Source organism: Shewanella canadensis, assembly GCF_003966225.1.
GTDB classification, from domain to species: Bacteria; Pseudomonadota; Gammaproteobacteria; order Enterobacterales; family Shewanellaceae; genus Shewanella; species Shewanella canadensis.
Map to the genome: position 1 here is coordinate 12,782 of NZ_RXNU01000003.1, position 25,426 is coordinate 38,207.

A 25,426-nucleotide genomic window follows, 5' to 3' on the forward strand; every position below is an offset into this window, starting at 1 on the left:
CGAATTCTAGCAAAAAGTGATCAGATTGAGAACGAGTAAGCGAGGTGTTTTGTTGCTTATTGCTAAGAGCTAAGCATGATGCAAAGCCCCAAAGCTCTATAAGTATTCTGCTGGTGTGTTTCGTGTCCAGATCTTGCTGTATGCCATTAATTGAGGGTAGAAGGTTCTAAAGGCTATCTCAATTTCGAGATCCAAGGTTTTCACAGCAGCAGCTGCACCTTTGAATATCTCAGGTTTTGATACCCGTTTGGCCACAGACTCGATGGTTTGGTTTAACCCTTTTCGGTTCTTATAGGCTACCAACCAGTTCTCGCTTCTTATTCTGGGCGCAAGGCTCTGAAGCGGTTCGGGCAAGTCTTCACAACTGTCGATGGCATCATAAGCTTTGAGGGCAAAGTCTTTCAAACTAACATGATGGTATTCGTCCCAGTACTTAGCCAACATATGGTCAAAAGCCAAATCGATCAGTATGGGAGCGGCTCGTTTGAGCTGTTTAGGGAATTTTGACTCTAATTCTTTCGTGAGCTCATGGGTATCTGTAAGTTGGTCTATCTGTCTGTGTAGCCAGATACCTTGCTGCAGGTGCTTGGGGAATCTCTCTATGTTTCCTTTAGCAAAGTCGCCTGCTAAATTGGCGGCGAGGCTGGTTTTACTATTATCTGCAAGATGTAAGTGTGCAAGAAAGTTCATGATGATTTACTAATTTTCTTGGTTAAAGCTCTATTTTCACGTTATCATGTGCATCGATGCTAAGAAAGCCTTTCTCCGACTTTAAATTGAGATTAGGGTTATTTCTTAAGGATGTGCATCACTCAATATATTCTCATCAATTATCGGTTTAAGGATCAAGGATGATGTGGAACTGGTTATCTAAATTTTTTGGTAAACAAGAACAATCTCAACGCAAACGTGTACGGATTGACATTCCTTATGAGCAACACAGTTATCGTAAGGAAGATTTTGACATCGATGATAATAATGTGACGATGGAAGAAGATAATATCGGGAACTAACCCATACACCTTGATCTTCTCGGTCTCTGCAAATAGACTAGCGCCCGATTCATGCTAAGTAGAGACTAACCATGCGCGTTACTGATTTTTCATTTGACCTTCCAGACGAGTTAATAGCTCGTTATCCAATGGCAAACCGGACATCTTCGAGATTACTTTCATTAGAGGGTAATACGGGTCTGCTTGTCGATAATCAGTTCACCGATATTTTGAACATGGTTAATCCTGGTGATCTTATGGTGTTTAATAACACTCGGGTGATACCTGCGCGTCTCTTCGGCCAAAAAATAACGGGTGGTAAGCTGGAAGTCCTTGTTGAGCGTATGCTTGATGACAAGCGAATTTTGGCTCATGTAAGATGTTCTAAGTCTCCAAAAGTTGATTCGATCATCTGTTTAGATGGTGGCTATGAGATGAAAATGCTCGGTCGTCACGATGCATTATTCGAGCTTGAACTTCAATCGGACAAGACGATTCTTGAAGTACTCGAAGAGGTGGGGCATATGCCGCTGCCGCCTTATATCGATCGCCCCGATGAAGATGCCGACAAAGAGCGATATCAGACAGTTTACAATCAAAACCCAGGAGCCGTTGCGGCGCCAACGGCGGGTTTGCATTTCGATGACGCTCTGTTGAAGGCGTTGAGCAACAAAGGTGTGGATACCGCGTTTGTGACTTTGCATGTTGGAGCGGGGACATTTCAACCTGTAAAAGTTGATAACATTCTTGAACACAAGATGCATTCTGAGTGGGCCGAAGTTTCACAAGAGGTCGTCGATAAAGTTGCGCAAACTAAAGCGAATGGCAAACGTGTTATTGCCGTCGGTACAACCTCGGTACGTTCTTTAGAAAGTGCAGCGAAAGCGAGTGAAGGTGAGCTCAAAGAGTTTTGCAGCGATACCGATATCTTTATCTACCCGGGATATGAGTTCAAAGTTGTCGATGCTATGGTGACCAATTTTCATCTTCCTGAATCGACATTAATTATGCTACTCAGTGCATTCGCCGGTTTCGATGAGGTAAAAAACGCCTATCAACACGCGATTGCTCAAAAATACCGCTTCTTTAGCTATGGTGATGCCATGTTTGTGACTAAAAAAGCGAACTAACGGCTAAATTTGGTTTAAAATACCCACCCATCAAAGAGGTGGGTTTTTTTTAACTTCTATTTTCTGGTAAGGGTTGATACTCGATTGTTTGCCCTTATCTCTAGTTATAACGATAGCTTTGTACTGTGTACAAACATTTATGGGTCAGACTGTTTCTCTGGCGAGGTATAAAATGAAATTTGAATTAGATACAACTCAAGGTCGCGCTCGTCGTGGCCGTTTAGTCTTTGAGCGAGGCACGGTAGAAACGCCTGCATTTATGCCTGTTGGTACTTACGGTACCGTAAAGGGGATGACGCCTGAAGAGGTTCGTGCAACGGGTGCTGATATCCTTCTGGGGAACACATTCCATTTGTGGCTTCGTCCTGGCGAAGAGATCATGCGTAAACATGGTGATCTTCATGACTTCATGAACTGGCAAAGACCTATTTTGACAGACTCTGGCGGATTTCAGGTATTCAGTCTGGGTGATATTCGAAAAATCACCGAAGAGGGGGTTCATTTCCGCTCGCCGATTAATGGTGAAAAAATCTTTTTAGATCCAGAGAAGTCTATGCAGATCCAGAACTCTCTTGGTTCTGATGTTGTGATGATTTTTGATGAATGTACACCGTATCCAGCGACAGAAGATGAAGCGCGTAAATCGATGCAGATGTCTCTTCGTTGGGCACAACGTTCACGCGATGAGTTTGATAAGCTTGAAAACCCTAATTCTCTGTTTGGTATCATTCAGGGTGGGGTTTATGAAGATCTGCGTGATGAAAGTCTTAAAGGGCTTGTCGATATTGGATTTGACGGTTATGCCGTTGGTGGTTTGGCTGTGGGTGAGCCTAAAGCTGACATGCATCGCATTCTTGAGCATGTATGTCCTCAAATACCAACAGATAAGCCGCGTTACTTGATGGGGGTCGGTAAGCCGGAAGATTTAGTTGAAGGTGTACGTCGCGGCGTCGACATGTTCGATTGTGTCATGCCTACACGTAATGCTCGAAATGGTCATCTGTTTACCACTGAAGGCGTTATTAAGATACGTAATGCACGTCATCGTGATGACACTTCACCACTCGATGATAAATGTGATTGTTATACCTGTAAGAACTACTCTCGGGCATACCTGTACCATTTAGATCGTTGTAATGAAATTTTAGGTGCTCGTTTAAACACCATTCATAACCTTAGGTATTACCAAAAGTTGATGGAAGGTTTGCGCGGTGCGATCGAGACAGGTACATTAGACGCCTTCGTTGAGGAGTTCTATACCAGTCAAGGACGCGAAGTTCCTGAAGTTCCTGAATTAACCGATTAATTTTTAACTCAAAATAAGAAGAGAACACTATGTTGATTTCAAATGCTTATGCCGCTGATGCTCCTGTAACTGGCGCCGGTGGCACCATGGAACTGATTTTCATGCTAGTTATATTTGGCTTGATATTCTATTTCATGATTTTCCGTCCACAATCAAAGCGTGTTAAAGAGCACAAAAACCTAATGGGCTCATTAGGTAAGGGTGATGAAGTACTCACCAGTGGTGGTATTTTAGGAAAAATTGCAAAAATTAGTGACGAAAATGACTATGTGTTACTGACTATCAGTGAAACAACTGAAATAACGATCAAGAAGGATTACATTTCGGCTGTATTGCCTAAAGGCTCTATTAAGTCACTTTAAGCCAAGAGGGCGATGGTGTGTTAAATAAATATCCAATGTGGAAAAACCTGATGGTGATGATCATTATCGCCGTCGGTTCTTTCTATGCAATTCCAAACCTCTTCGGGGAAGACTATGCGGTTCAGGTAGTGGCTTCTCGTGGTGCAGAGGTTACGGCAACGACCCAGTCGACCGTAAATGATGTTCTTGCAAGTAAGAACATTACAGTAAAGCGTTCAGAGCTTGAAAATGGTCAACTATTGGTTCGTGTGACTAATGGCGATCAGCAACTGTTAGCTAAAGAAGCGATTGCAGAGTCACTAGGTGATAAATACATCGTCGCCTTAAACTTAGCTCCAGCGACACCAGACTGGCTTGATTCATTAGGTGGAAGCCCAATGAAACTGGGTCTCGATCTGCGTGGTGGTGTGCACTTCCTGATGGAAGTGGACATGGGTGAAGCCGTTCGTAAGATGACAGAAGCTAAAATTTCTGACTTCAGAACCGATCTTCGCGGTGAGAAAATTCGTTATGCAGGCATTCGTAACAGTGCTAAAGGCATTGAGATTAAGTTCCGTGATGCTGAGAATCTAGCTAAGGCTGAACGTTTCCTCAAGACTCGCGGTAACGACATGGTGTTTTCCGATATATCTTCGGGCGACAACTATTTCTTAATGGCTAACTTGAGCGAAGCTTACCTTAAGCAGATCAAAGAGGAAGCGTTACAGCAGAACATCACAACGATCCGTAATCGTGTGAACGAGCTGGGTGTGGCTGAGCCTGTGGTACAGCGTCAAGGTGCGGAACGTATTATTGTCGAGCTTCCTGGTGTTCAAGATACGGCACGTGCAAAAGATATCTTAGGTGCAACGGCCTCTATTGAATTCCACATGGTGGATGAAAAAGCCGACGCAGCAGCCGCTGCAAGTGGTAGAGTCTCGCCAAGTTCTCAAGTGTACAATCGCCGTCAGGGCGGACAAGTTGTACTGCATAAGGCAGTTATGTTGACCGGTGACCATATTCAAGGTGCTCAACCGAGCTTCGATGAATACAGTCGTCCACAGGTGAGCATAAACCTTGATTCAAAAGGTGGTTCTATCTTCTCGAATGTGACTAAGGATAACATCGGCAAACCGATGGCAACCTTGTTCATTGAGTATAAAGATAACGGTGATAAGAATCCTGATGGTAGCGTGAAGATGCAGAAGATCGAGGAAGTTATCTCGGTTGCAACGATTCAAGCCCGTCTTGGTCGTAACTTTGTGATCACAGGTCTTGAGCATTCTGAGGCGCAAAACTTGGCCCTTCTACTTCGTGCGGGTGCCTTGATTGCGCCTGTGACTATCGTAGAAGAGCGTACCATTGGTCCAAGCCTAGGTGCTGAAAACATCCAAAATGGTGTTCAAGCGATGATCTGGGGTCTGGCTGTTGTACTTATCTTTATGCTGGTTTATTACCGTGGTTTCGGCCTTATTGCCAACTTAGCGTTGACGGCTAACCTTGTGATGGTTGTTGGTGTTATGTCGATGATCCCGGGTGCTGTACTTACGCTTCCAGGTATTGCGGGTATGGTACTGACTGTTGGTATGGCGGTCGATGGTAACGTACTTATTTACGAGCGTATTCGTGAAGAGTTACGCAACGGTCGTAGCGTACAACAAGCGATTCATGAAGGTTACGGTAACGCATTTTCAACTATTGCCGATGCGAACATCACTACATTTATGACTGCACTTATCCTGTTTGCTGTAGGTACGGGTGCTGTTAAAGGGTTTGCTGTAACACTGATGATAGGTATCGCAACCTCTATGTTTACTGCAATCGTGGGGACTCGCTCAATAGTTAACGCTATGTGGGGTGGTAAACGCGTGAAGAAACTGTCTATATAAGGGTCGTTGATTATGTTTCAGATTTTATCAATAAAAGGCACGATCAACTTCCTTCGCCATGCGGTTCCTATCAGTATCCTCTCTTTGGTACTGGTACTTGGCTCACTAACATCGTTAGCGACCAATGGGATTAACTGGGGATTGGATTTTACCGGTGGTACCGTCGTTGAGCTTGAGTTTTCTTCACCTTCAGATTTAGAAGCACTACGTGCTGAACTAAGTAGTGTTGAGACCGACGGCGCAGTGGTACAGAACTTTGGCTCTAGCCGTGATGTACTTGTTCGTCTCCCTGTTAAGGAAGGCGTAGCGACCGATACTCAAGTTAGCTATGTTATGGATGCTGCACATAAATTGGATCCACAAGTGGTTCAAAAGCGTGTGGAAGTCGTTGGTCCGCAGATAGGTAAAGAGTTAGCGGAGCAGGGGGGCTTAGCCGTATTAGTCGCTCTTATCTGTATCTTGATCTACGTATCATTCCGCTTTGAGTGGCGTTTAGCTTTAGGTTCTGTCGCTGCACTTGCGCACGACGTTATCATTACTCTGGGTGTCTTCTCGCTATTTCAGCTCGATTTCGACCTTACGGTACTTGCGGGTGTCTTGACGGTTGTGGGTTACTCACTTAACGATACTATCGTAGTGTTCGACCGAATTCGTGAAAACTTCCTCAAGATGCGTAAGGGTGAGCCTGAAGAGATTGTTAACACTTCAATTACTCAAACAATGAGCCGTACCATTATCACTACCGGCACAACATTAGTTGTGGTTGTAGCGCTATTCCTTAAGGGCGGCACGATGATCCATGGCTTTGCGACAGCATTGATGATGGGAATATTTGTCGGTACATTCTCATCTATCTATGTCGCGAGTTTCCTTGCTGTTAAGCTTGGAATTAACCGTGAGCATATGATGCCTGTTGAGATTGAAAAAGAGGGCGCTGATCAAGATGCGCTGATGCCTTAAGCTGCTAATTGCTACTTTAAAAAACCACCTTCGGGTGGTTTTTTTATCTCTTGAATTTAAAGGCTTGAGTGGCTCAGAACTGATCCGCTATTTAGTGAGATTGGTATGATTAGCACTCGACAGACTTGCCCGTTTGGCAGTAGGATGTTGACAGTCTGTCTCTTAGTCGAGATAACGCCAAAATTTGCCAGAAGAGCAGTAGTTGTTGGGAGAATTAAAATGGAAGAGCGTCGTCGTTTGGTTGCCGGTGGAAATTTACTTCAAGCTCATACCTGGAAAGGACTTTTAGAGACGAGTGGGGTTGAGGTAGAACTCAGAGGTGAAGCCCTGTTAGGCGGGATCGGAGAGTTACCCGTCGATCTACAAAATGTAGAGTTGTGGGTGTGTGAGTCGCAATATGAGCTGGCTAAGACTCAACTTGAGTCACTTAATGCCGATGGTCCTCAATGGCAATGTGTAAAATGTCATGAAATGAACGAAGACAGTTTTGAGCTTTGTTGGAATTGCAGTGCGGAGCGATGTGTCCAGCACAATTAATCCCGTTCTTATAGTTAGACATAATTAATCTAAACTTACTTATCTATCGCCTTTCCGGGAGACTGTAACATGCAACATAATTCTGCATTTTTAGCTTTGGTTGAGAGCATCTTACCTCAGATCACAGAGGTGACCGTTGAGGAGTATCAAAATGATGATTCTTGGCAACTTATCGATGTTCGAGAGGATCATGAATGGTTGAAGGATCACTTGCCTGCGGCGGCTCATCTTGGTCGTGGGATTATTGAGCGAGATATCGAAGTTCGTTATCCTGATAAATCGACGGCATTACTTCTCTACTGTGGTGGCGGCTATCGCTCAGCGCTTGCCGCGATGAACCTTCAACTGATGGGATATACCCATGTTGCGTCTTTAGCCGGCGGTTATAAAGCTTGGGTACAGAGACAGCTGCCCTTGATACAAGATTAGGAACCAAAGTTAAATGCAGTATTTTCCATTGTTTGTCGATACCTCTCAGTTAAAAGTGTTATTGATAGGTGCCGGTGAGGTCGCGAGTCGTAAGTTAGATCTCTTGGCCAGAACCGAGGCCGATATCTATGTTATCGCTTCCGAGATCTCAGCTGATGTGAAGGCCTATGCCGACAAGGGGCGGATTTCACTCATTGAACGTGCCGCTAAAGATGCCGATATCCAGGGTGTCGATCTGGTCTATCTCGCGACGGCGGACCAAGCCTTGAATACCCAATTGGCCGATGTGGCAAAAAATCGAGGGATATGGGTCAATGTCGTCGATAGTCCAAAGTTATGTCGCTTTATAACCCCGTCTATTGTTGATCGCGGACGTTTGCAAGTCGCGATCAGTACAGCCGGTGCTGCCCCGGTTTTTGCTCGTGAGCTAAGATCCCGATTGGAGTCCTGGCTACCAGGTTCACTGACTGAATTGTTTGATTTTGTAGCAGATAGAAGACTAGAGGTACAGCAAAAATTACCGGTATTTAAACAGAGAAAGTTGTTTTGGGAGCACTTTTTCAAAACCAATGGCGACAAGTTTGATGCTCAAACCCCGACTCATTACGACAACGCATTCCAAAATATCTCAACAGGTGGCGAAATTCTGCTGTTAGATGACGAGACTGAGGTTTCAATGCTTCCCATTGCCGCTATGCCATTACTGCAACGATTAGATCATATCTTTAGTATCGAAGCGCTACCTTTCGAGTTAAACGAGTTGGTGAGGAGAGATGCGAGTCGCGCTCTACTGCCTCCTTTAAGTGAACTTAGCAGGTTGTTCGAACAGGGTAAACGAAGTCTTATCTTTACTGATAGTGAGAAGTTAGCGCAATTGAAGGCACATTTTCCTATGGCTAAACATCTCAAAGCTGGGTCGCTTTAATCATCAAAGTCGAGTTTTTCAACCCTTTAATTTTATATGCTTTAGCTTCATGTGTGACCAAATAGGGTACACTAATGCCAATCTAGATTAATGATGTTAATACGATGGCACCTAAAGCAACAGTTTATAAAGTTCACCTTCAAATCGCAGATATGGATCGTGGTTATTATCACGATCATAGTTTAACCCTTGCACAGCACCCTTCTGAAACAGATTCCAGAATGATGGTCCGTCTGCTGGCTTTTGCTATGAATGCCAGTGATACACTCGAGTTCAGTAAGGGCCTTTGTGTCGAAGATGAACCCGAGCTTTGGGAAAAATCACTTATCGGTGATATAGAGCTTTGGATCGAGTTCGGACAGAGTGATGAGAAATGGCTTAGAAAGGCGAGTGGTCGTTCAAAGCAGGTACAGCTATTTGCCTACGGTGGCCGTAGTGTGCCCATTTGGTGGAAACAGAACGAGAAGACATTTGAGCGTTATAAAAACCTGAAAGTTTGGAATATTCCAGAGGATTCAGTCAAGGAGATGGGGGAGCTGGTTAGTCGAAGCATGTCGCTTCAATATAATATCAGTGAAGGACAAATTTGGGTCTCTAACGATACCGGAAGTGTATTAGTTGAGCCTGAGCTCTTAAAAGAATAAATCTCTCGCCGTAGATATAGCAAAAAGCCAGTCACATGACTGGCTTTTTAATGGGCTTAGCTAAATCGTTAAAGGTTAGACCTCTTCGATTACCTCTTCATCACCTTTGCCCTTAGTCTTGATGATAATCAATGAGGAAATGACGGCAGTAGAGACAAGACCCGCTATGGTTGAAATCGTGATAGGCAGTCCCGCACCTAAGGTGTGCGAGCTTAGCAAGAAGCTAATTACTACCGTAGTCATGAACATGGCCGGTGCCGTACAGATCCAGTGGAACTTGTTGTGTCGCAGTAGGTATGCCGAGGCAGTCCATAGCATCATAACAGCTGTCGTTTGGTTTGCGACGCCGAAGTAACGCCAGATAACGCCGAAGTCAACCTGAGTCAGAACTGCACCCATGATGAATAGTGGGATGGCTAGCATTAAACGCTTAGGTAATTCAGTCTGTGGCATCTTGAAAAATTCAGACAAGATTAAACGAGCCGAGCGGAAGGCTGTATCGCCTGAGGTAATTGGCAGAACAATAACGCCTAAGATAGCCATAAAGCCACCCACGGTGCCCAGAAGTCCTGTTGATGCTTCATATACAACGTTTGCCGGGTTACCCGCCATCCCTTCGTTCAGGCCTTCAACGCCGCCGAAGAAAGAGAGAGCAATTGCACACCAGATAAGCGCGATCACACCTTCACCTATCATGGCACCGAAGAAAACGAAGCGACCGTTAGTTTCATTTTCTACACAACGAGCCATTAGAGGAGACTGAGTCGCATGGAAGCCGGATACCGCACCACAGGCAATGGTAATAAACAGTGCTGGCCATAAAGGCATATCATTCGGGTTAAGGTTAGTCAGGAAGTCACGGGCTTCGAAGCCTGGTAATAGTGTGTACTCACTCGAGACCATGATGGCAATAGTCAGACCTATTGACATGAAGAGCAGAAGCGCACCGAAGAATGGATAGAGTCTACCGATGATCTTATCGACAGGAACGATGGTGGCGATAAGATAGTAGGCAAAGATAATGCCCAGGAAGATTGATACGTCCCAACCGGTAAGCTTTCCTAGTAGTCCAGCGGGCGCCGAGATAAATACTACGCCGACAAGTAACAGCAATATGATGGCAAATACATTCATAAAGTGCTTAGCACCTTTACCTAAATATTTACCCGCTAGGTTTGGTACTGATTGACCGCCATTACGAACAGATAACATACCGGAGAAGTAATCATGAACCGCACCGGCAAAAATACAGCCGAATACAATCCATAACATGGCCGCCGGGCCATAGAGAGCACCAAGAATAGGGCCAAATATGGGTCCCACACCTGCGATATTGAGTAGTTGAATCAGGTAGACCTTGCCCTTGGACATAGGCACGAAATCTACGCCGTCGGTTTTAGTAAATGCCGGAGTTTGGCGTTGAGCATTGATACCGAAGACCTTCTCTACGAAAGTACCATAGACAAAGTATCCACCGATAAGCAGGCCGACACACATTAGAAACCACATCATAATTACTATCTCCTATTTTGAGTTGCCCTCAGTGTAAAGAGATTTGATATTTAGAAAACTGGGGAAAAGGTGAGTGGTCGGATTGAGAGGGTTAGCGGTTTCATATCGACCCTGAGTGGTTTTTGTTTGTTACAGGTCTGGTGGCTTATTTGCCGAAATGTTAAGCGCTAAAGCGTAGAACTCAATAAGAACCGGCAATTATTGATGCTTTCGATACACATTTTATGTTATTTGACTCGACTATAAAAAACCAAACATCTGCTTCAGTGGTTTTAAGTAACGCCTCGAAACCGGAACTTTAGCGCCGGAGACTGTGGTGACTTCGGCGCCGGTTTCCTGAACTTCGATTTCAGATATTGCTTCAGGGCTTATCAGGTATTGTCGATGACATTTGACCAATGCCGTTTTTTCCTCGAGCACTTTCAGGGTTAAGTGGGTATGTGCTTGTTCCCTGTTGGTTGCTACATGGACACCACTGAGATCGCTGAATACAAACTCTACCTCTTTAATCGATATCACCTTTAGCTTACTTCCGGTATAGCAGGGGAGGTGAGTTAACTGTTCAGGGGCGATAATGCTGACAGATTTTGGTTGAAGATCTTTTTTGACCCGGTTTAATGTCTGTTGAAGCCTTTTTTCATCGATGGGCTTTAACAGATAATCGAAGGCGTAGTTATCGAACGCCTTGATAGCAAATTCATCGTAGGCGGTAACGAAAACGATACGCGGCATTATGTCGGGATCCAGCATGCCAATGAGTTCAATACCTGTGATCCTTGGCATTTGGATGTCCAGGAAGATCAACTGAGGCTTAAGTTTTGTGATCATCTGCAATGCTTCGATAGCATTACTGCATTGGCCGATAATCTCTATGTCTGAGCTTTCACTCAGTAGGTCGGCTAACTCTTCTCGAGCAAAAAGCTCATCATCGATAATTAGTGATGTGATCACGTCTGGGTTTCCGTATATGGTAGCTTAATGCTGACTCTGGTGTATTCATCTTTATGGCAATCGACATCGATACCAAATTCAGTGCCAAACTGATTTTGAATTCGTTTATGAACCAAATTCATCCCCAGACCCTCCGAATTGTTATCTGACTGGTATAGCCCCGCATTATCAATTACCTCTAATATTAATAAATCATCGCGTACCTTGCCAGTAACTCTTATAAGACCGTGCTCTAACATATGGCTGGTACCATGTTTTACTGCGTTTTCAATGATGGGTTGTAGGGTAAATGCGGGCAGGCGAAAATGAAGCAGTTGATCAGGGATATCAATCTCAACGTTTAGTTTATCGATAAAACGTGCTTTCTCGATGGTCAGATATGAATCAATATGTTCAAGCTCGTCCGAAAGTGTCACGAGTCCTGTGGTGCGTTTGAGGTTAATTCTTAAAAATTGAGATAATTGTTGGATCAGTTGTCTTGCCTTTAAGGGATCTCTTTTTATGATGGCTGCGATGGTATTGAGCGCATTGAAGAGGAAGTGAGGGTTAACTTGTGCCTGCAATAACTTTAACTCAGCCTGAGTGAGTAGATTTTGTTGACGTTCGAAGCGACCGAATAAGATTTGGTTCGATAATAATCGACCAATTCCCTCACCCAGCGTTCGGTTAATGTTGAGAAATAGCTTGTTCTTCGGCTCGTAAAGTTTAATTGTTCCAATGACCTCATTTTCACATCGAAGCGGGATGACTAAGCTGGAGCCTAGTCGACATTGTGCAGAGATGGAGCAAGAGTATGCCATGTTGACTCCATCGGCAAACATGACACAGTTATTATCTATGGCATCTTGAGTTATTTTTGATGATATCGGAGTGCCTGGAATATGATGGTCGGCGCCGGTTCCGATAAAGGCCAACAGATGCTCTCTATCGGTTATCGCAACGGCTCCAACATGGGTTTCTTCGATAATAATTTGGGCAACCTGAGTACTACTTTCTTGATTGAATCCCTTGGATAACACCCCAACGCTGCGTTCGGCAATTTTTAGTGCTTGAGTTGAGAATGCTGATGAGAGTTTGTCGAACATGGTTTTTTGATCTCTTACCATACTCATAAACAGGGCTGCACCGATAGAGTTCACTAAGAGCATCGGAAGGGCTATCTGTTTAACCAACGCCCATGCATCGGCAAAAGGTTGAGCGACGAGTAGAATAACCCCCATCTGAAGCATCTCTGCACAGAAGGTGACCAGGCAGACCAACAAAGGGGCGTATATCAGTTCACTCTTATCTTGCCTGCGCAAATAGAGGCTGATTATTCCCGCCGAAAACCCTTCGAGAGTCGTAGAAATTGCACAGGCTACATCGGTAAAGCCTCCCATGCTGTATCTGTGTAAGCCTCCCGTGAGTCCGACTAAAAAACCTGTAACTGGCCCGCCTAACAGCCCGCCTAAAACGGCTCCCATGGCACGGGTGTTGGCGATGGCATCGTTAGTCTGTTCACCGAAGTAGGTTGCCATGATGCAAAAGCCGGAAAAAATCAGGTAGATGAATATTTTGTGAGGCAGCCGAGTCGCGGCTTCTGCGAAAAATTTGAATAAAGGGGTCTTACTGACAAGGTAGACCAGCACTAAGTAGAGGCTCATCTGTTGGGTTAAAAGTAAAATCAAAGACATGAATAAGTATCCCAATGAGTCATGTTGGCATTCAGTAGCAAGAAAAGTAGAATTATCAATTCAAATTATGATTGAAATCTATCTGTGAGTGTAAGATCAAAGTTTAATTTCCGAAAATCATTTATAAAGGGATAAATAATTTATACCTTATATGAGGCAACCTATGTCGAACTCGGTACATGGCCATCAAGTCATGGAATTAATGTTAACCCTAGGGAAAGCGATTAGCAAAGAGAAGCTAAAACTCCTGATGCATGAAAAATTCGGAGAGAACGCTTGTTATCACACCTGTTCGGCCAGTGAGATGACTGCTGAAGAGCTGATAGCGTTCTTAGAAAATAAAGGAAAGTTTACTGAGTCGGAGCAAGGCATAGAGACTGCGGCTGATCGTATCTGTAATCATTAGAGCTGTTGTTTTATAAATTAATACTTCGCAGCGATGCGTATCACTGCGAAGTATGTGTCTCAATATAATCGCTGGTTAATGGTCGTCGCAGATAGCAATAATCGAATCTTGTTCAATCTTACTTTTATTCGAAAATTCATGAATTAAGATTCGGATCAGGCGTGATTTAGCGATTTTAGATTGGCTCGCAAGCTTATCCAGTATGCCAATCGATTCCTCTGTTAATGAAAACGTCGCATGCTTATAAATTTTTGTGGAGTGTTTATCTAACCCCTTATGTTTGCCTGTGGTGAGTTTTTTTCTGTTGCGACTAACCACACTGGGTTGTCCGAAGGCATAATTATTTGCGTCTTCGATAAAATCCTCGATAGAGACATTTTTACGAGGTGCTGTCTTCTTTCTTCGCTTTAGGTCAGTTAAGCTCATAGCAATTTTCTGGTTCTATAGCAAAAAGTTCATCCGCAATCGCGTGAATTTCCATTGCAGCCTTTCCTCCGGGATCAATCTCAATGACAGAGGAGCCTTGCTCTTCACTATCATCATAGATATTTCTGCTGAAAGTGACGGCATTTAATACTCTTAAACCGAAGGATTGCACAACCTCTTTCGCCTCCAGTATTCGTTTAAATTGGCTGGGAAGCGAAGGACATTGAGTCATCACGATAGTTGCGACCATCTTGGGGTTGACCATCTTACAGGTACTTAACATATCTTCCATATGAGGAAGAGTCTTAAGATCACGACGTTTAGGCCTTAATGGTAAAACCACATAAGTCGCTACCGACATGGCGGCTCGCATTGCAAGGTTATCTTGTCCACCACAATCGACAATGACATAGTCAAATCTTTCATCTTGGCTCAATAAGTCATTACGAATTTTTCCGTAGAGCTGGATACAGTTAATGGTTGGAAGGGTAGGATCGTCATTACGTGCCTGGATCCAGTCGGATGTTGTGCGCTGGGGATCGCAATCGACCATCAGTACGTTGGCTTGAAATTTTTGAGTAATATGAACAGCCAGATTCTGGGCCATGCAGCTCTTACCTGCACCCCCTTTTTCGCCACCCACAAGCAATATCATAAAAATATCTCCATATCCTTTCGTACCAATTACCCTTGGTTATTAAGTATGTTAAGTATAGAACAGACTCCCAGATACTGCTGAAAACCAGGAAAGCGTATTATTTTTCTTTTGAGATCAGTTGAAGTGCGATATGGAAACTGTTGGGGTTACATTCTGTTGTTCTGCACACTTGCCCTTTGACTGTATGCGCTTTGTCATTATCAGGATTGAATGTGATAGTTAATAGTTCACCCAGGTCGAAACCCTGTTTATAGTCAATTAGCACACCATGTCTGGCAAGATCGATACAGATCCCTTCGTCAGTGTTCAAAACACCTTCTTTATCATGCCAGGAGAGAACGATTCTTTCGGCTTCCATGTCAAGCCTTAAGGAAGTACGTCGCTCATCTAAGTCTTCAACCATATCACTCATCTAAGATCCCCTCTCATTGAAGTAAAAGTAACTTCTTTAAAAGTAGCATAATATATGTTCAATAAGGCAAAAAAATCAAATAGAGAATGCCTCTTTGTTACAGGCAAAAAAAACTCAGCCTATCTGGCTGAGTTTTTATAATATCAATATTGGCTACTGATGATCATCACTCTTTGGGTAAGGTAGCTTCAGCTGTCCCCAACGAATCACAATGACCGTAGAAGCTAATATCAGCGTGGACACGGAAATAGCCAGAATGCGCCAGTCATCCATCGCTTTCATATCTAATATGAGATAACGAGCCAAGGCAACGATGGCAATATAGAGAGGCATGCGGACAGGAAGCTTTCCTGATTCGGCATAATTTGCCACCATGGCCAAGACTTCTAAATAGATAAACAGTAGCAGTAGGTCGGCAAGTGCGACTCTTCCTACTTCAAATATATGGTATATCTCTTGCCCAATGGCAACGATCGTTGCAATTGCAATGATGAACAGAACGAAGTGTTCAACCGCTTTAATGCTTTTTGAACCGTATTGAATGTATCGTTTCCCCATAAAGACCTCTTTGCGTTTTTTTTGCAATGGTATCAAGTATTCAGAACTGTGCTAACTTATCTGTGTGACGCCATTCACATTAATACCATTATAATACAGTTAGGTAGGGCTATTAGGGCCGAAATTTTTGTGATGAAACTGTTATTAATATAGAAGGCATTAGTATTTTAACAAATTGTCGCCGAGGAACTGGGATGGATTTATGGTGGATTCGGAATTTTCTTTAAACGAGCTGGGCGCCAATTCTCGATTCTTTTCTAGTAAAAAATATATTGGCGCCCTGTTGTTTTTTGTTTAACCGGGTTTACCGTCTACTCGGGCTCTAAGTAAAATCGGGGTATAGTGATAAATGAATATGGCGAAAGAGAGCATCCAACAAACGATTGCTGCCTCGAGAAGCGGAAGATAATAACTCATCATTAATCCTGCCAAAATCCGAAATACCGTTGCCAGCACGATGAGTGCGAAGGCAATCGTCACTATTTTAGGCGGGGTTAAGTTTCTGCCTGTGTGACCTAAAGATACCCTTGCCATCATAGCTAAAATCATCCCTCCTAAGCCACCTAAGGTGATCCCATGCAAGCCTGCGGAGAAATTCTCACCCGTAGCGATAAGTAATAAGCCTAGCGGAATGAAAAAATAGCTCACATGGAGTGACCATAACAGGGGAACGCCTGCTGTATGTCTTCCTCCCCAGCGTGACCATCTTATCAGTAAGATTATCCCGGCAATACCTGCACTTATCTGAATAACGAGTGGCTGTTGAAATAATACTGCCAAGATAAGAAAAATAAGGCTGATAAAGGTGATGATTTCGAGCCAAACAATATTCGGGCTCCGTTGCCATTGTGTTGCTCTTTCGGTAAAAAATGGAATCACTCTACCGCCTATTAGCGCCACGACTGTAACCATGAGCAATATAGCGCTGTGTAGAGCCGTTTTAGTTAACGCAGGATCATTAGTTAGCAGACCGTAATAACTCATCGCATTGACTAACATCAGCATCAATAAAATAGGCACGAAGGCAAAATTTCGCCATTGCTTGACCTTTAATACCGATCTTGCCATCAAGAGTGCGGTTAATGGAGCAAAGGCCAGATCTATCGCCATGACGACTTCCAGTGATACCCACTCTTTATTAAGAAGCAATACTCTGGGTAACATCCAAACCAAGACCAGGATCATAAGGGATTTACCTTTAACTCCCGGTTGTCCGGTCCAGTTTTGTACCGCCGTTAGCAAAAAGCCTGCAATGATGGCAATAACGAAGCCAAATACCATCTCATGTCCATGCCACCATATTGGATCGCCATGAGGCGAAAACTGAATATGGCCAAAGAAGAAGCCTCCCCAAATGGTGATGGCCATAAGGCTAAACATGGCACCTAACAGGAAGAAAGGACGAAAGCCTAGTTTAAAAAGTGATAATTTGGGTTGTGTTTGAGTCGGTTCATCGATATTTAACATGACACTCTCTAATAACCTAGTAAATATGTCGGGTATTATAAGATGTATTTAAGATGCAAGTAAATGCTTTTGAATCCTTGAGACGATCTTTTGTTTTTAGGAAACTGTTTTTTTAGATACTTTAGTCTTTAAGAAAGTTTTATCTTTAAGCAAGTAAGAGGTGATAGGTGTTATACGGCTTAGTATCAGAAACAAAAAAGCCATCATAGTGATGATGGCTTCATATTTTACAATCTGTTCTGGGGGGATTAACGTTTAAGTGCTTCGCTTAGTAATGGGCGAGCAGTTTTAACGATTATTGACGTGGCTTTCGGTGAACCCGCAATAATATTACCCGATGCCATGTAGCCATGGTTACCGGTGAAATCGGTTACAGTACCGCCAGCTTCACGAACAATAAGCTCGCCTGCTGCGATATCCCAAGGTTTAAGACCAATTTCGAAGAAACCATCTACGCGACCCGCACCAACATAGGCAAGATCGAGTGCGGCAGAACCTGCACGACGAACATCGGCACATTGAGTGAAAATTTCAGTAAAAATTTTCATGTAAGTTTCAGTATGCTGCTTGGCTTTGAAAGGGAAGCCAGTAGCGATAATTGCATTGCTAAGATCATTTTGCTTAGAAACACGCATACGGAAGTCATTGAACTTTGCGCCTTTACCGCGAACGGCAGAGAAGAGTTCGTCGCGAATTGGGTCATACACAACGGCAACTTCTGTCTTGCCTTTGTATTGAACTGCGATAGAAACCGCAAAGTGTGGGATGCCTTTAACAAAATTGTTGGTGCCATCCAGAGGGTCTACAATCCATACGTAATCGCTGTTTTCGCCTTTATTCTCACCAGTTTCTTCACCAATGATAGTGTGATCCGGGTAAGACTTACGGATTTGATAAGTAATGGCAGCTTCAGCTTCTTTATCTACGTTTGTTACGTAGTCATTAATACCTTTCGCTGTAACCTCAACTTTGTCGAGTTCAGCGAAGGCACGTATAATCGTTTGGCCGGCAGCGCGGGCAGCGCGCACAGCAATAGTCTGCATCGGATGCATTACAATCCCCTGGATTTTAAAGAACAGATATAAAATAATCGGTGCGTATTATACCCCCATGGCCGTAAAGTGCAAGGTCTGTCACCTCGCTAACATCATTGAGTGATGTTGAGCTTCCCGGCATTTGAATTGCTAATTCTAGTGTATCCAGAAGGTTGCGCGGCAAGTATGTCAATTATTCTCATTTCATCAGCCGTTTTATCGCCATCAAAGCTAAAATATGTATTTGCGGTTGCGGAGAGTTAAATGCTGAAACCCCTTAGATGTTTTAACAAAAGAGGGCCTGTGATAATATTGTCATTATGTTCTTCTATCAAAGTAAGTAGTTTCATGCTCAGCAATATTCGTGTCGTACTCGTTGGTACATCTCATCCTGGAAACATAGGTTCCACAGCCCGTGCAATGAAAACCATGGGACTCTCTACATTATATCTTGCCGAACCTCGTGTTGCGCCCGATGGGCATTCGGTGGCTTTGGCTGCTGGGGCATCAGATATCCTGAAACATGCAGTTACTGTCGATAGCGTCGCAGAAGCCATTGCAGATTGCAGTCTGGTCATCGCGACCAGTGCACGTAGTCGTACATTAGACTGGCCAATGTTGGAGCCCAGAGAGGCGGGCGAAAAGTTAGTTGCTTCTGCTTTAGCGGGTCCTGTCGCCATTGTATTTGGCCGTGAAAATAATGGCCTCAGCAATGAAGAACTACAGAAATGTAACTATCATGTCGCGATACCTGCAAACCCGGAATATACCTCGCTTAACTTAGCACAAGCGGTGCAGATCATCTGTTATGAAGCGCGTGTGGCTCATCTTGCTCAGGTTAAGCAAGATTTTGAAAATGCCAAACCTGAAGGCTATGTTGAGCCTGTGTATGAATATCCTTTTGCAAAAGAGCGTGAAAACTTTTTTGGTCACCTCGAAGAGACATTGCTCAATACCGGTTTCATCGTTAAGCAGCATCCTGGTCAGGTAATGACAAAGTTGCGTCGTCTATTTAGTCGAGCCAGACTGGAAAGGCAAGAGATGAATATCCTGAGAGGGATGTTGACCTCTATCGATAAAAAAGTGGCACCAAAAGACAATAACGAAGCATAAGGAACGAGAATCATATGGGAGTTATCGCTCGACTTAAAGATGATATTGCGTCCATCTATCATCGAGATCCGGCAGCACATGGTACATTTGAGGTGTTATTAAACTACCCTGGAATGCATGCTATCTGGATCCATAGAGTGAGCCATAAGCTATGGAAGCGAAAGTGGCGTTTAACCTCCCGTTGTCTCTCTACATTTGCCCGTTGGATGACTGGAATTGAGATCCACCCCGGTGCGACAATCGGTGACCGATTTTTTATCGACCACGGAATGGGTGTGGTCGTAGGTGAAACTGCTGAGATTGGTCATGATTGTACCCTCTATCATGGTGTCACATTAGGCGGGACCACGTGGCAGGCAGGCAAACGTCATCCCACCTTAGGGAATAATGTCGTCATCGGAGCGGGCGCTAAAATATTGGGACCTATCACCATGAATGACGGGGCCAGAGTCGGTTCTAATTCTGTGGTTGTCAAAGATGTCCCAAAAGACACGACGGTCGTGGGTATTCCTGGCCGGGTTGTGTCAACGCCAAATGAAGCCAGTAAAGAAAAGTCCAAGCGACGAACTGAGATGGCTAAGAAGTATGGCTTCGATGCCTATGCCGTTTCGCCCGATAATCCCGACCCGGTTGCTAACGCGATTGGCCAGATGTTGGACCACATGCACCTGATGGATTCAAAGGTCCAGGAAGTGTGTCAGGCGGTTCAATCTATGGGCGGCAGTGTGTGCACCGATAAGCTTCCTGAACTTGAAGTCGATGACTTCAGTGATGTCGAATTAGCCGCTGCACAGAAGCGTAAACAGTCAATTGATGAGTTCGATCCCATAATCTGATCTTTTAGTGCGCTAAGTTGTAAACATTCATTGAATCTTTTAAGAGAAACAGGTTAAATACCCCACCAAAGTGGCAGGGTATTTTTTGCTAATGAATGCCCATTTATACCCTGTCTGGAAATAGACTTAATACTTGAGTAAATTATAAGGTCTAATACTTGACTAAAATAGTCAGGTATGTTTGAATTCCCTTATGCATTTTTGGGAGCTGGTTGCTATGAAACTTACATCGAAAGGTCGTTATGCTGTGACAGCCATGTTAGATGTTGCTATGCATTCTACATCGGGTCCAGTGCCATTGGCCGATATTTCTGAGAGCCAAGGGATCTCTCTTTCCTATCTTGAACAACTTTTCGCAAAACTGAGAAAGCATGGACTGGTTTCAAGTGTTAGGGGCCCGGGTGGAGGTTATCGTCTGGGTGCCGATGCTGAGGAAATTTCAGTTGGTATGGTCGTACGTGCAGTTGATGAATCCGTCGATGCTACACGTTGTCAGGGACAAGGTAACTGTCAAAGTGGTACGCGCTGCCTGACTCACTCGTTATGGGGTGATCTGAGTAAACAAATTTCTGATTTCTTAAATGGGATCAGTCTTGCTGGCCTAATGAATAAACGTGACGTTCAGTTTATATCGGTTAAGCAAGATGAATTGCAACAGGAACAAAGAGTAACGATATAAGTTAACTTTGTTATTATTAAATAATTTTTTGTACTTTGTTGAGCCCTTTTAGAGGCTGTAAGTACGGAGTGTGTGATGAAGCTTCCTATCTATTTAGATTATGCTGCGACAACGCCGGTTGATCCTCGTGTTGCAGAAAAAATGATGCAGTGCATGACTATGGACGGCATATTTGGTAACCCTGCGTCTCGTTCTCACCGTTATGGTTGGCAGGCTGAAGAGGCGGTCGATATCGCCCGTAATCAAGTTGCTGAGCTGATCAATGCCGATCCGCGAGAAATCGTTTTTACATCGGGTGCAACTGAATCTGACAACTTGGCGATTAAGGGTGTTGCTCATTTCTACCATAAGAAAGGCAAGCACATCATCACAAGCAAGACAGAACATAAAGCCGTATTGGATACTTGTCGTCAACTGGAGCGTGAAGGTTTCGAAGTGACCTATCTTGCACCTGAGTCTAATGGTCTTATCCCGCTTGAAACGATCGAAGCTGCGATGCGTGAAGATACCATTCTTGTCAGTATCATGCATGTGAACAACGAGATCGGTGTTATTCATGATATCGCAGCGATAGGCGAGCTATGTCGTAGCAAGAAGATTATTTTCCATGTCGATGCAGCGCAGAGTGCGGGCAAATTACCTATCGACGTTCAGTCGATGAAAGTTGATTTGATCTCTATCTCAGCCCACAAGATGTATGGTCCTAAAGGTATCGGAGCACTTTACGTGCGTCGTAAGCCACGCATTCGTCTTGAGGCGACTATGCACGGGGGCGGCCATGAGCGTGGTATGCGAAGTGGTACGCTTGCGACTCATCAAATTGTTGGTATGGGTGAAGCGGCTGCGATAGCAAAAGCTGAAATGACAACAGAGAATGCGCGTATCAGAACCTTACGTGACAGACTTTGGGATGGCGTTAAAGGAATCGAAGAGACTTACATTAACGGTGATTTCGAACAGCGCTATTGTGGCAGCTTAAATGCCAGCTTTAACTTCGTTGAAGGTGAGTCATTGATGATGGCGCTGAAAGATCTTGCTGTCTCATCAGGCTCGGCATGTACATCGGCAAGTTTAGAACCAAGCTACGTGCTAAGAGCACTTGGTTTGAATGATGAAATGGCGCATAGCTCAATTCGTTTCTCTATCGGTCGTTTTACGACTGAAGAGGAGATCGATCATGCAATTGAGACTATTAACAAGTCAATTGGCGACTTACGGGAGATGTCTCCATTATGGGAGATGTTTCAAGATGGTGTTGACCTAGATAAGGTTCAATGGGCACATCATTAATCCGGTTAAAACGAATATAGAGAGTGGAGCAGTACCATGGCTTATAGCGAAAAAGTACTAGAACATTATGAGAACCCTAGAAACGTAGGTTCTTTCGATAAAGATGATCCATCAGTCGTTACCGGTATGGTCGGCGCACCCGCTTGCGGCGACGTGATGAAGTTACAGCTAAAGATTGACGAAAATGGCATGATTGAAGATGCCAAGTTTAAGACTTACGGCTGCGGAAGTGCTATTGCATCGAGTTCTCTTGTTACCGAATGGGTTAAGGGAAAAACTATCGAAGAAGCTGCAGCAATTAAGAATACTGATATTGCAGAAGAGCTTGCATTGCCACCTGTAAAAATTCATTGCTCAATTTTGGCTGAAGATGCAATTAAAGCAGCCATCGATGATTATAAGTCAAAGCAAACTAAGTAATTTCCGGAGTTAAGATGGCTATAACAATGACTCCTGCGGCAGAAGAACGTGTAAAAAGCTTTCTTGTGAGTCGCGGCAAGGGGATTGGATTGCGCTTGGGGCTAAAAACATCAGGTTGCTCTGGTATGGCTTATATCCTCGAGTTTGTAGATGATTTGAATGATGATGATGAAGTTTATGAAATTGGTGAAGTGAAAATTATTATCGATGCCAAGAGCTTCATCTATCTTCAGGGTATAGAGCTCGACTTCGTAAAAGAGGGGCTCAATGAAGGTTTTCAGTTTAACAACCCTAATGCAAAAGGGGAGTGTGGCTGTGGTGAGAGTTTCACAGTCTAACCGTCAAAAGAATTGAGTCATGAACTATTTTGAGCTGTTTAGTTTTACACCTTCCTACGAAATTGATACCGCCTTACTTGCAGAACGCTACCGCGAACTGCAAAGGGCGGTTCATCCCGATAAGTTTGCTAACTCCAGCGAACAAGATAAACGTATTGCCGTTCAGCGTACCGCCCAGGTAAACGACGGCTTTTCGACGTTGAAAAATCCAATTTCAAGAGCCGAACATATTCTTGCGTTAAATGGATTTGATCTTCAACACGAGTCGACGACGGTTAAAGATACTCATTTTTTAATGCAGCAGATGGAATGGCGTGAATCCCTCGAAGATATCGCTCATAGTAGCGATCCCCATGAGATGATTGCCGGACTATACGAGTCATTTTCAGTTTATGCTAAGAAGATTGAGCAAGATTTAGCTCCATTGCTTCTAAGCGACTCTGAGGAAGCGCTCTCAAGAGCTGCAGACCTTATTCGAAAATTGAAATTTATGGCTAAGTTAAACATTGAACTTGAACGTGCGGAAGATGTTCTGTTTGATTAGGCTTAGGCATACTTTTCAGTTTGTTAATTATTTTTTATTTGATTAGCTTTAGCACCATATTGGCTAATACTTAGGTTGGAATTTTTATGGCTCTTTTGCAAATTGCAGAACCTGGACAGACTGCAGCCCCTCATCAACATAGGTTGGCTGTAGGTATTGATTTAGGTACCACAAACTCACTGGTTGCTGCTGTACGTAGTGGTGTTGCAAATACCCTATCAGATGAGAATGCCCAACATTCACTGCCTTCGATAGTTCGTTATACCGATACTGGCATCCAAGTCGGTTTTGAAGCCGAGGCACATTCGGCTAAAGACCCACAAAATACTATCGTATCGGTGAAACGTTTTATGGGCCGAAGTCTTGCCGATATTCAAGCGGGCGTACAAGATCTGCCTTATCATTTCCAAGCCAGTGAAAATGGTCTGCCCTTGTTCGTTACCGAGCAGGGCACAGTTAATCCAGTTCAAATTTCTTCAGAAATTTTAAAGCCGTTGATTTCAAGGGCTGAAAGCACGCTAGGTGGCGATCTTGAAGGTATTGTCATCACGGTTCCGGCTTATTTCGATGATGCTCAACGTCAAGGCACTAAAGATGCGGCAGCTCTGCTAGGGGTGAAAGTATTACGTTTATTAAATGAACCTACAGCGGCCGCAATCGCATACGGATTAGATTCAGGGCAAGAGGGTGTCATTGCCATCTATGATCTTGGTGGCGGTACCTTCGACATTTCAATTTTAAGGCTCAATAAAGGGGTGTTTGAGGTGTTAGCTACCGGTGGTGATTCTGCACTGGGTGGTGATGACTTTGACCACTTGCTACACCATCACCTCCTGCAAGAGTGGCAACTCGCTTCTCCATCTGCATCGATTAGTCGACAGTTATTGATTGAAGCAAGACGGGTTAAAGAAGCGTTAACCGATGAGAGCGAAGTGACAGCGACACTTTTATTGGATGATGGCGCGACACTCACTCATGTCGTGACAAAATCACTGTTTGACTCTCTTATCACAAGCCTGGTTAAGAAGACGGTTGCCAGTTGTCGTCGTGCACTTCGTGATGCAGGAATTAAAGCGGATGAGGTGCTTGAAACCGTCTTAGTTGGTGGTTCGACAAGAGTGCCATTGGTCAGAGAACTCGTCGAAGGCTTCTTTGGTAAAACGCCATTGACTTCTATCGACCCAGACCGGGTTGTGGCAATCGGTGCGGCAATTCAGGCTGATATTTTAGTGGGTAACAAGCCTGAGTCAGACCTCTTATTACTCGATGTTCTCCCTCTGTCACTGGGTATCGAGACCATGGGAGGCTTAGTCGAAAAGGTGGTTTCACGTAACACGACAATTCCTGTGGCTAAAGCGCAAGAATTTACTACCTTTAAAGATGGTCAAACCGCTATGGCATTCCATGTCGTACAGGGGGAGCGGGAATTGGTCGATGACTGCCGCTCTCTGGCGCGTTTTACTTTGAAGGGGATCCCGCCATTGGCTGCGGGCGCTGCACATATTCGTGTCACCTTCCAAGTCGATGCTGATGGTTTATTGAGTGTGACGGCGATGGAGAAATCCACGGGTGTGCAATCCAGCATCCAGGTTAAGCCCTCTTTTGGCTTAACAGATGAAGAGATCGGGTCCATGTTGAAGGATTCTATGGCGAATGCAAAAGAAGATATCACTCGTCGTATGCTTGCAGAACAGCAAGTAGAAGCTGCAAGGGTACTCGAGACGTTAAGTGCCGCATTGGCGAAGGATAGTGAGCTGTTAACGGCTGACGAACGTAATGCGATTGAACAGAGCATGGCTGTATTGGTTGAAGTTGGTACTCAGGATGATGCCGATGCGATTGAAAAAGCCATCGAAGCATTAGATGCTAGCACGCAAGATTTTGCGGCTAAGCGTATGGATAACTCTATTAGATTGGCATTAAAAGGCCAGTCAGTTGATAGTATTTAGATAAGAG

General features: G+C 44.1%; 29 protein-coding genes. 19 read left to right on the forward strand and 10 right to left on the reverse strand.

Annotation, left to right across the window (positions count from 1 at the left end):
* Window positions 1-96: 96 nt before the first annotated feature.
* Window positions 97-690 (reverse strand): acyl carrier protein phosphodiesterase, encoded by a 594-nt coding sequence (locus EKG38_RS06200; protein ID WP_126519426.1) that lies wholly within the window; start codon window positions 688-690, stop codon window positions 97-99.
* 161 nt (window positions 691-851) lie between these two features.
* Between EKG38_RS06200 and EKG38_RS24890 the strand changes: the two genes are divergently transcribed.
* From EKG38_RS24890 to EKG38_RS06245, 10 genes are all read left to right on the forward strand, one after another.
* Window positions 852-1,013 carry a hypothetical protein gene (locus EKG38_RS24890; RefSeq protein ID WP_185826817.1) on the forward strand — a complete coding sequence of 54 codons (162 nt, stop codon included), beginning with the start codon at window positions 852-854 and terminating at the stop codon, window positions 1,011-1,013.
* A 71-nt stretch (window positions 1,014-1,084) separates the two neighbouring features.
* Window positions 1,085-2,122 (forward strand): tRNA preQ1(34) S-adenosylmethionine ribosyltransferase-isomerase QueA, encoded by a 1,038-nt coding sequence (gene queA, locus EKG38_RS06205; protein WP_126519427.1) that lies wholly within the window; start codon window positions 1,085-1,087, stop codon window positions 2,120-2,122.
* 172 nt (window positions 2,123-2,294) lie between these two features.
* Window positions 2,295-3,428: a tRNA guanosine(34) transglycosylase Tgt gene (gene tgt / locus EKG38_RS06210; protein WP_126519428.1), complete on the forward strand. Its 1,134-nt coding sequence runs from the start codon at window positions 2,295-2,297 to the stop codon at window positions 3,426-3,428.
* A 29-nt stretch (window positions 3,429-3,457) separates the two neighbouring features.
* Window positions 3,458-3,790: a preprotein translocase subunit YajC gene (gene yajC / locus EKG38_RS06215; protein WP_012143228.1), complete on the forward strand. Its 333-nt coding sequence runs from the start codon at window positions 3,458-3,460 to the stop codon at window positions 3,788-3,790.
* A 17-nt stretch (window positions 3,791-3,807) separates the two neighbouring features.
* Window positions 3,808-5,658, forward strand: a complete 1,851-nt coding sequence (secD, locus tag EKG38_RS06220) for a protein translocase subunit SecD (RefSeq protein WP_126519429.1) — start codon at window positions 3,808-3,810, stop codon at window positions 5,656-5,658.
* Between the two features lie 12 nt (window positions 5,659-5,670).
* A complete protein-coding gene (secF, locus tag EKG38_RS06225; protein ID WP_126519430.1) occupies window positions 5,671-6,618 on the forward strand; it encodes a protein translocase subunit SecF in 948 nt (315 codons plus the stop codon).
* A 219-nt stretch (window positions 6,619-6,837) separates the two neighbouring features.
* Window positions 6,838-7,155, forward strand: a complete 318-nt coding sequence (locus EKG38_RS06230) for a putative signal transducing protein (protein WP_126519431.1) — start codon at window positions 6,838-6,840, stop codon at window positions 7,153-7,155.
* A 69-nt stretch (window positions 7,156-7,224) separates the two neighbouring features.
* Window positions 7,225-7,584 carry a rhodanese-like domain-containing protein gene (locus EKG38_RS06235; RefSeq protein WP_126519432.1) on the forward strand — a complete coding sequence of 120 codons (360 nt, stop codon included), beginning with the start codon at window positions 7,225-7,227 and terminating at the stop codon, window positions 7,582-7,584.
* A 13-nt stretch (window positions 7,585-7,597) separates the two neighbouring features.
* Window positions 7,598-8,509, forward strand: coding sequence for a precorrin-2 dehydrogenase/sirohydrochlorin ferrochelatase family protein (locus tag EKG38_RS06240; RefSeq protein WP_126519433.1), 912 nt, complete (start codon window positions 7,598-7,600; stop codon window positions 8,507-8,509).
* 104 nt (window positions 8,510-8,613) lie between these two features.
* The gene (locus EKG38_RS06245) at window positions 8,614-9,153 is read left to right on the forward strand and encodes a YaeQ family protein (RefSeq protein ID WP_126519434.1); all 540 of its coding nucleotides are present in this window, start codon (window positions 8,614-8,616) and stop codon (window positions 9,151-9,153) included.
* A gap of 75 nt (window positions 9,154-9,228) precedes the next feature.
* Here the strand turns inward: EKG38_RS06245 and EKG38_RS06250 are convergent, their stop codons facing one another.
* The 3 genes from EKG38_RS06250 to EKG38_RS06260 all read right to left on the reverse strand — a co-directional run bounded on the left by EKG38_RS06250 (window position 9,229) and on the right by EKG38_RS06260 (window position 13,289).
* Window positions 9,229-10,665 carry a carbon starvation CstA family protein gene (locus tag EKG38_RS06250; RefSeq protein ID WP_126519435.1) on the reverse strand — a complete coding sequence of 479 codons (1,437 nt, stop codon included), beginning with the start codon at window positions 10,663-10,665 and terminating at the stop codon, window positions 9,229-9,231.
* Between the two features lie 240 nt (window positions 10,666-10,905).
* Window positions 10,906-11,616: a two-component system response regulator BtsR gene (gene btsR, locus EKG38_RS06255; RefSeq protein ID WP_126519436.1), complete on the reverse strand. Its 711-nt coding sequence runs from the start codon at window positions 11,614-11,616 to the stop codon at window positions 10,906-10,908.
* The gene (locus EKG38_RS06260; protein WP_126519437.1) at window positions 11,613-13,289 is read right to left on the reverse strand and encodes a sensor histidine kinase; all 1,677 of its coding nucleotides are present in this window, start codon (window positions 13,287-13,289) and stop codon (window positions 11,613-11,615) included. Before EKG38_RS06260 ends, btsR begins: the two co-directional genes overlap by 4 nt.
* A 163-nt stretch (window positions 13,290-13,452) precedes the next feature.
* Here EKG38_RS06260 and EKG38_RS06265 point away from each other — a divergent pair, with 163 nt between their 5' ends.
* Window positions 13,453-13,695, forward strand: a complete 243-nt coding sequence (locus EKG38_RS06265; protein ID WP_126519438.1) for a YecH family metal-binding protein — start codon at window positions 13,453-13,455, stop codon at window positions 13,693-13,695.
* Window positions 13,696-13,770: 75 nt separating this feature from the next.
* On the opposite strand, the gene EKG38_RS06270 is transcribed toward EKG38_RS06265, so the two are convergent.
* The 6 genes from EKG38_RS06270 to suhB all read right to left on the reverse strand — a co-directional run bounded on the left by EKG38_RS06270 (window position 13,771) and on the right by suhB (window position 18,268).
* On the reverse strand, window positions 13,771-14,121 hold the full coding sequence (locus tag EKG38_RS06270; protein ID WP_126519439.1) for a replication protein RepA: 351 nt from the start codon (window positions 14,119-14,121) through the stop codon (window positions 13,771-13,773).
* Window positions 14,108-14,776 carry an AAA family ATPase gene (locus tag EKG38_RS06275; RefSeq protein WP_126519440.1) on the reverse strand — a complete coding sequence of 223 codons (669 nt, stop codon included), beginning with the start codon at window positions 14,774-14,776 and terminating at the stop codon, window positions 14,108-14,110. The genes EKG38_RS06270 and EKG38_RS06275 overlap by 14 nt, the downstream gene beginning before the upstream one ends.
* A gap of 100 nt (window positions 14,777-14,876) precedes the next feature.
* A complete protein-coding gene (locus tag EKG38_RS06280; protein ID WP_126519441.1) occupies window positions 14,877-15,191 on the reverse strand; it encodes a PilZ domain-containing protein in 315 nt (104 codons plus the stop codon).
* A 153-nt stretch (window positions 15,192-15,344) separates the two neighbouring features.
* Entirely contained in the window at window positions 15,345-15,749 is a 405-nt protein-coding gene (locus EKG38_RS06285) for a phosphate-starvation-inducible protein PsiE (protein WP_126519442.1), read from the reverse strand.
* Window positions 15,750-16,043: 294 nt separating this feature from the next.
* Complete coding sequence (locus EKG38_RS06290; RefSeq protein ID WP_185826795.1) at window positions 16,044-17,216, reverse strand: NnrS family protein; 1,173 nt, start codon at window positions 17,214-17,216, stop codon at window positions 16,044-16,046.
* A 248-nt stretch (window positions 17,217-17,464) separates the two neighbouring features.
* Window positions 17,465-18,268: an inositol-1-monophosphatase gene (gene suhB, locus EKG38_RS06295; protein ID WP_126519444.1), complete on the reverse strand. Its 804-nt coding sequence runs from the start codon at window positions 18,266-18,268 to the stop codon at window positions 17,465-17,467.
* 330 nt (window positions 18,269-18,598) lie between these two features.
* Between suhB and trmJ the strand changes: the two genes are divergently transcribed.
* The 8 genes from trmJ (at window position 18,599) to hscA (ending at window position 25,419) form a co-directional block, all read left to right on the forward strand.
* On the forward strand, window positions 18,599-19,363 hold the full coding sequence (gene trmJ / locus EKG38_RS06300; protein ID WP_126519445.1) for a tRNA (cytosine(32)/uridine(32)-2'-O)-methyltransferase TrmJ: 765 nt from the start codon (window positions 18,599-18,601) through the stop codon (window positions 19,361-19,363).
* A 14-nt stretch (window positions 19,364-19,377) separates the two neighbouring features.
* On the forward strand, window positions 19,378-20,199 hold the full coding sequence (cysE, locus tag EKG38_RS06305; RefSeq protein WP_126519446.1) for a serine O-acetyltransferase: 822 nt from the start codon (window positions 19,378-19,380) through the stop codon (window positions 20,197-20,199).
* Window positions 20,200-20,416: 217 nt separating this feature from the next.
* Window positions 20,417-20,878 carry a Fe-S cluster assembly transcriptional regulator IscR gene (gene iscR / locus EKG38_RS06310; RefSeq protein WP_126519447.1) on the forward strand — a complete coding sequence of 154 codons (462 nt, stop codon included), beginning with the start codon at window positions 20,417-20,419 and terminating at the stop codon, window positions 20,876-20,878.
* A gap of 75 nt (window positions 20,879-20,953) precedes the next feature.
* On the forward strand, window positions 20,954-22,168 hold the full coding sequence (locus EKG38_RS06315; protein WP_126519448.1) for an IscS subfamily cysteine desulfurase: 1,215 nt from the start codon (window positions 20,954-20,956) through the stop codon (window positions 22,166-22,168).
* Window positions 22,169-22,204: 36 nt separating this feature from the next.
* Entirely contained in the window at window positions 22,205-22,588 is a 384-nt protein-coding gene (iscU, locus tag EKG38_RS06320; protein WP_126519449.1) for a Fe-S cluster assembly scaffold IscU, read from the forward strand.
* 14 nt (window positions 22,589-22,602) lie between these two features.
* The gene (iscA, locus tag EKG38_RS06325; RefSeq protein WP_126519450.1) at window positions 22,603-22,926 is read left to right on the forward strand and encodes an iron-sulfur cluster assembly protein IscA; all 324 of its coding nucleotides are present in this window, start codon (window positions 22,603-22,605) and stop codon (window positions 22,924-22,926) included.
* Window positions 22,927-22,945: 19 nt separating this feature from the next.
* Complete coding sequence (gene hscB / locus EKG38_RS06330) at window positions 22,946-23,470, forward strand: co-chaperone HscB (protein ID WP_126519451.1); 525 nt, start codon at window positions 22,946-22,948, stop codon at window positions 23,468-23,470.
* 86 nt (window positions 23,471-23,556) lie between these two features.
* Entirely contained in the window at window positions 23,557-25,419 is a 1,863-nt protein-coding gene (gene hscA / locus EKG38_RS06335; RefSeq protein WP_126519452.1) for a Fe-S protein assembly chaperone HscA, read from the forward strand.
* The last annotated feature ends 7 nt before the right edge of the window (window positions 25,420-25,426 follow it).

What these genes read in the sequence shown, in the direction of transcription:
- hscA (WP_126519452.1), top strand. Translation starts at nt 23,557, where the DNA reads ATGGCTCTTTTGCAAATTGCAGAACCTGGACAGACTGCAGCCCCTCAT.
- secF (WP_126519430.1), top strand. Translation starts at nt 5,671, where the DNA reads ATGTTTCAGATTTTATCAATAAAAGGCACGATCAACTTCCTTCGCCAT.
- EKG38_RS06315 (WP_126519448.1), top strand. Translation starts at nt 20,954, where the DNA reads ATGAAGCTTCCTATCTATTTAGATTATGCTGCGACAACGCCGGTTGAT.
- EKG38_RS06260 (WP_126519437.1), bottom strand. Translation starts at nt 13,289, where the DNA reads ATGTCTTTGATTTTACTTTTAACCCAACAGATGAGCCTCTACTTAGTG.
- queA (WP_126519427.1), top strand. Translation starts at nt 1,085, where the DNA reads ATGCGCGTTACTGATTTTTCATTTGACCTTCCAGACGAGTTAATAGCT.
- EKG38_RS24890 (WP_185826817.1), top strand. Translation starts at nt 852, where the DNA reads ATGATGTGGAACTGGTTATCTAAATTTTTTGGTAAACAAGAACAATCT.
- suhB (WP_126519444.1), bottom strand. Translation starts at nt 18,268, where the DNA reads ATGCATCCGATGCAGACTATTGCTGTGCGCGCTGCCCGCGCTGCCGGC.
- iscA (WP_126519450.1), top strand. Translation starts at nt 22,603, where the DNA reads ATGGCTATAACAATGACTCCTGCGGCAGAAGAACGTGTAAAAAGCTTT.
- hscB (WP_126519451.1), top strand. Translation starts at nt 22,946, where the DNA reads ATGAACTATTTTGAGCTGTTTAGTTTTACACCTTCCTACGAAATTGAT.
- EKG38_RS06270 (WP_126519439.1), bottom strand. Translation starts at nt 14,121, where the DNA reads ATGAGCTTAACTGACCTAAAGCGAAGAAAGAAGACAGCACCTCGTAAA.
- EKG38_RS06250 (WP_126519435.1), bottom strand. Translation starts at nt 10,665, where the DNA reads ATGATGTGGTTTCTAATGTGTGTCGGCCTGCTTATCGGTGGATACTTT.
- cysE (WP_126519446.1), top strand. Translation starts at nt 19,378, where the DNA reads ATGGGAGTTATCGCTCGACTTAAAGATGATATTGCGTCCATCTATCAT.
- iscR (WP_126519447.1), top strand. Translation starts at nt 20,417, where the DNA reads ATGAAACTTACATCGAAAGGTCGTTATGCTGTGACAGCCATGTTAGAT.
- EKG38_RS06290 (WP_185826795.1), bottom strand. Translation starts at nt 17,216, where the DNA reads ATGTTAAATATCGATGAACCGACTCAAACACAACCCAAATTATCACTT.
- EKG38_RS06230 (WP_126519431.1), top strand. Translation starts at nt 6,838, where the DNA reads ATGGAAGAGCGTCGTCGTTTGGTTGCCGGTGGAAATTTACTTCAAGCT.
- EKG38_RS06280 (WP_126519441.1), bottom strand. Translation starts at nt 15,191, where the DNA reads ATGAGTGATATGGTTGAAGACTTAGATGAGCGACGTACTTCCTTAAGG.
- tgt (WP_126519428.1), top strand. Translation starts at nt 2,295, where the DNA reads ATGAAATTTGAATTAGATACAACTCAAGGTCGCGCTCGTCGTGGCCGT.
- EKG38_RS06275 (WP_126519440.1), bottom strand. Translation starts at nt 14,776, where the DNA reads ATGATATTGCTTGTGGGTGGCGAAAAAGGGGGTGCAGGTAAGAGCTGC.
- trmJ (WP_126519445.1), top strand. Translation starts at nt 18,599, where the DNA reads ATGCTCAGCAATATTCGTGTCGTACTCGTTGGTACATCTCATCCTGGA.
- EKG38_RS06200 (WP_126519426.1), bottom strand. Translation starts at nt 690, where the DNA reads ATGAACTTTCTTGCACACTTACATCTTGCAGATAATAGTAAAACCAGC.
- EKG38_RS06245 (WP_126519434.1), top strand. Translation starts at nt 8,614, where the DNA reads ATGGCACCTAAAGCAACAGTTTATAAAGTTCACCTTCAAATCGCAGAT.
- yajC (WP_012143228.1), top strand. Translation starts at nt 3,458, where the DNA reads ATGTTGATTTCAAATGCTTATGCCGCTGATGCTCCTGTAACTGGCGCC.
- iscU (WP_126519449.1), top strand. Translation starts at nt 22,205, where the DNA reads ATGGCTTATAGCGAAAAAGTACTAGAACATTATGAGAACCCTAGAAAC.
- EKG38_RS06285 (WP_126519442.1), bottom strand. Translation starts at nt 15,749, where the DNA reads ATGGGGAAACGATACATTCAATACGGTTCAAAAAGCATTAAAGCGGTT.
- EKG38_RS06235 (WP_126519432.1), top strand. Translation starts at nt 7,225, where the DNA reads ATGCAACATAATTCTGCATTTTTAGCTTTGGTTGAGAGCATCTTACCT.
- EKG38_RS06240 (WP_126519433.1), top strand. Translation starts at nt 7,598, where the DNA reads ATGCAGTATTTTCCATTGTTTGTCGATACCTCTCAGTTAAAAGTGTTA.
- EKG38_RS06265 (WP_126519438.1), top strand. Translation starts at nt 13,453, where the DNA reads ATGTCGAACTCGGTACATGGCCATCAAGTCATGGAATTAATGTTAACC.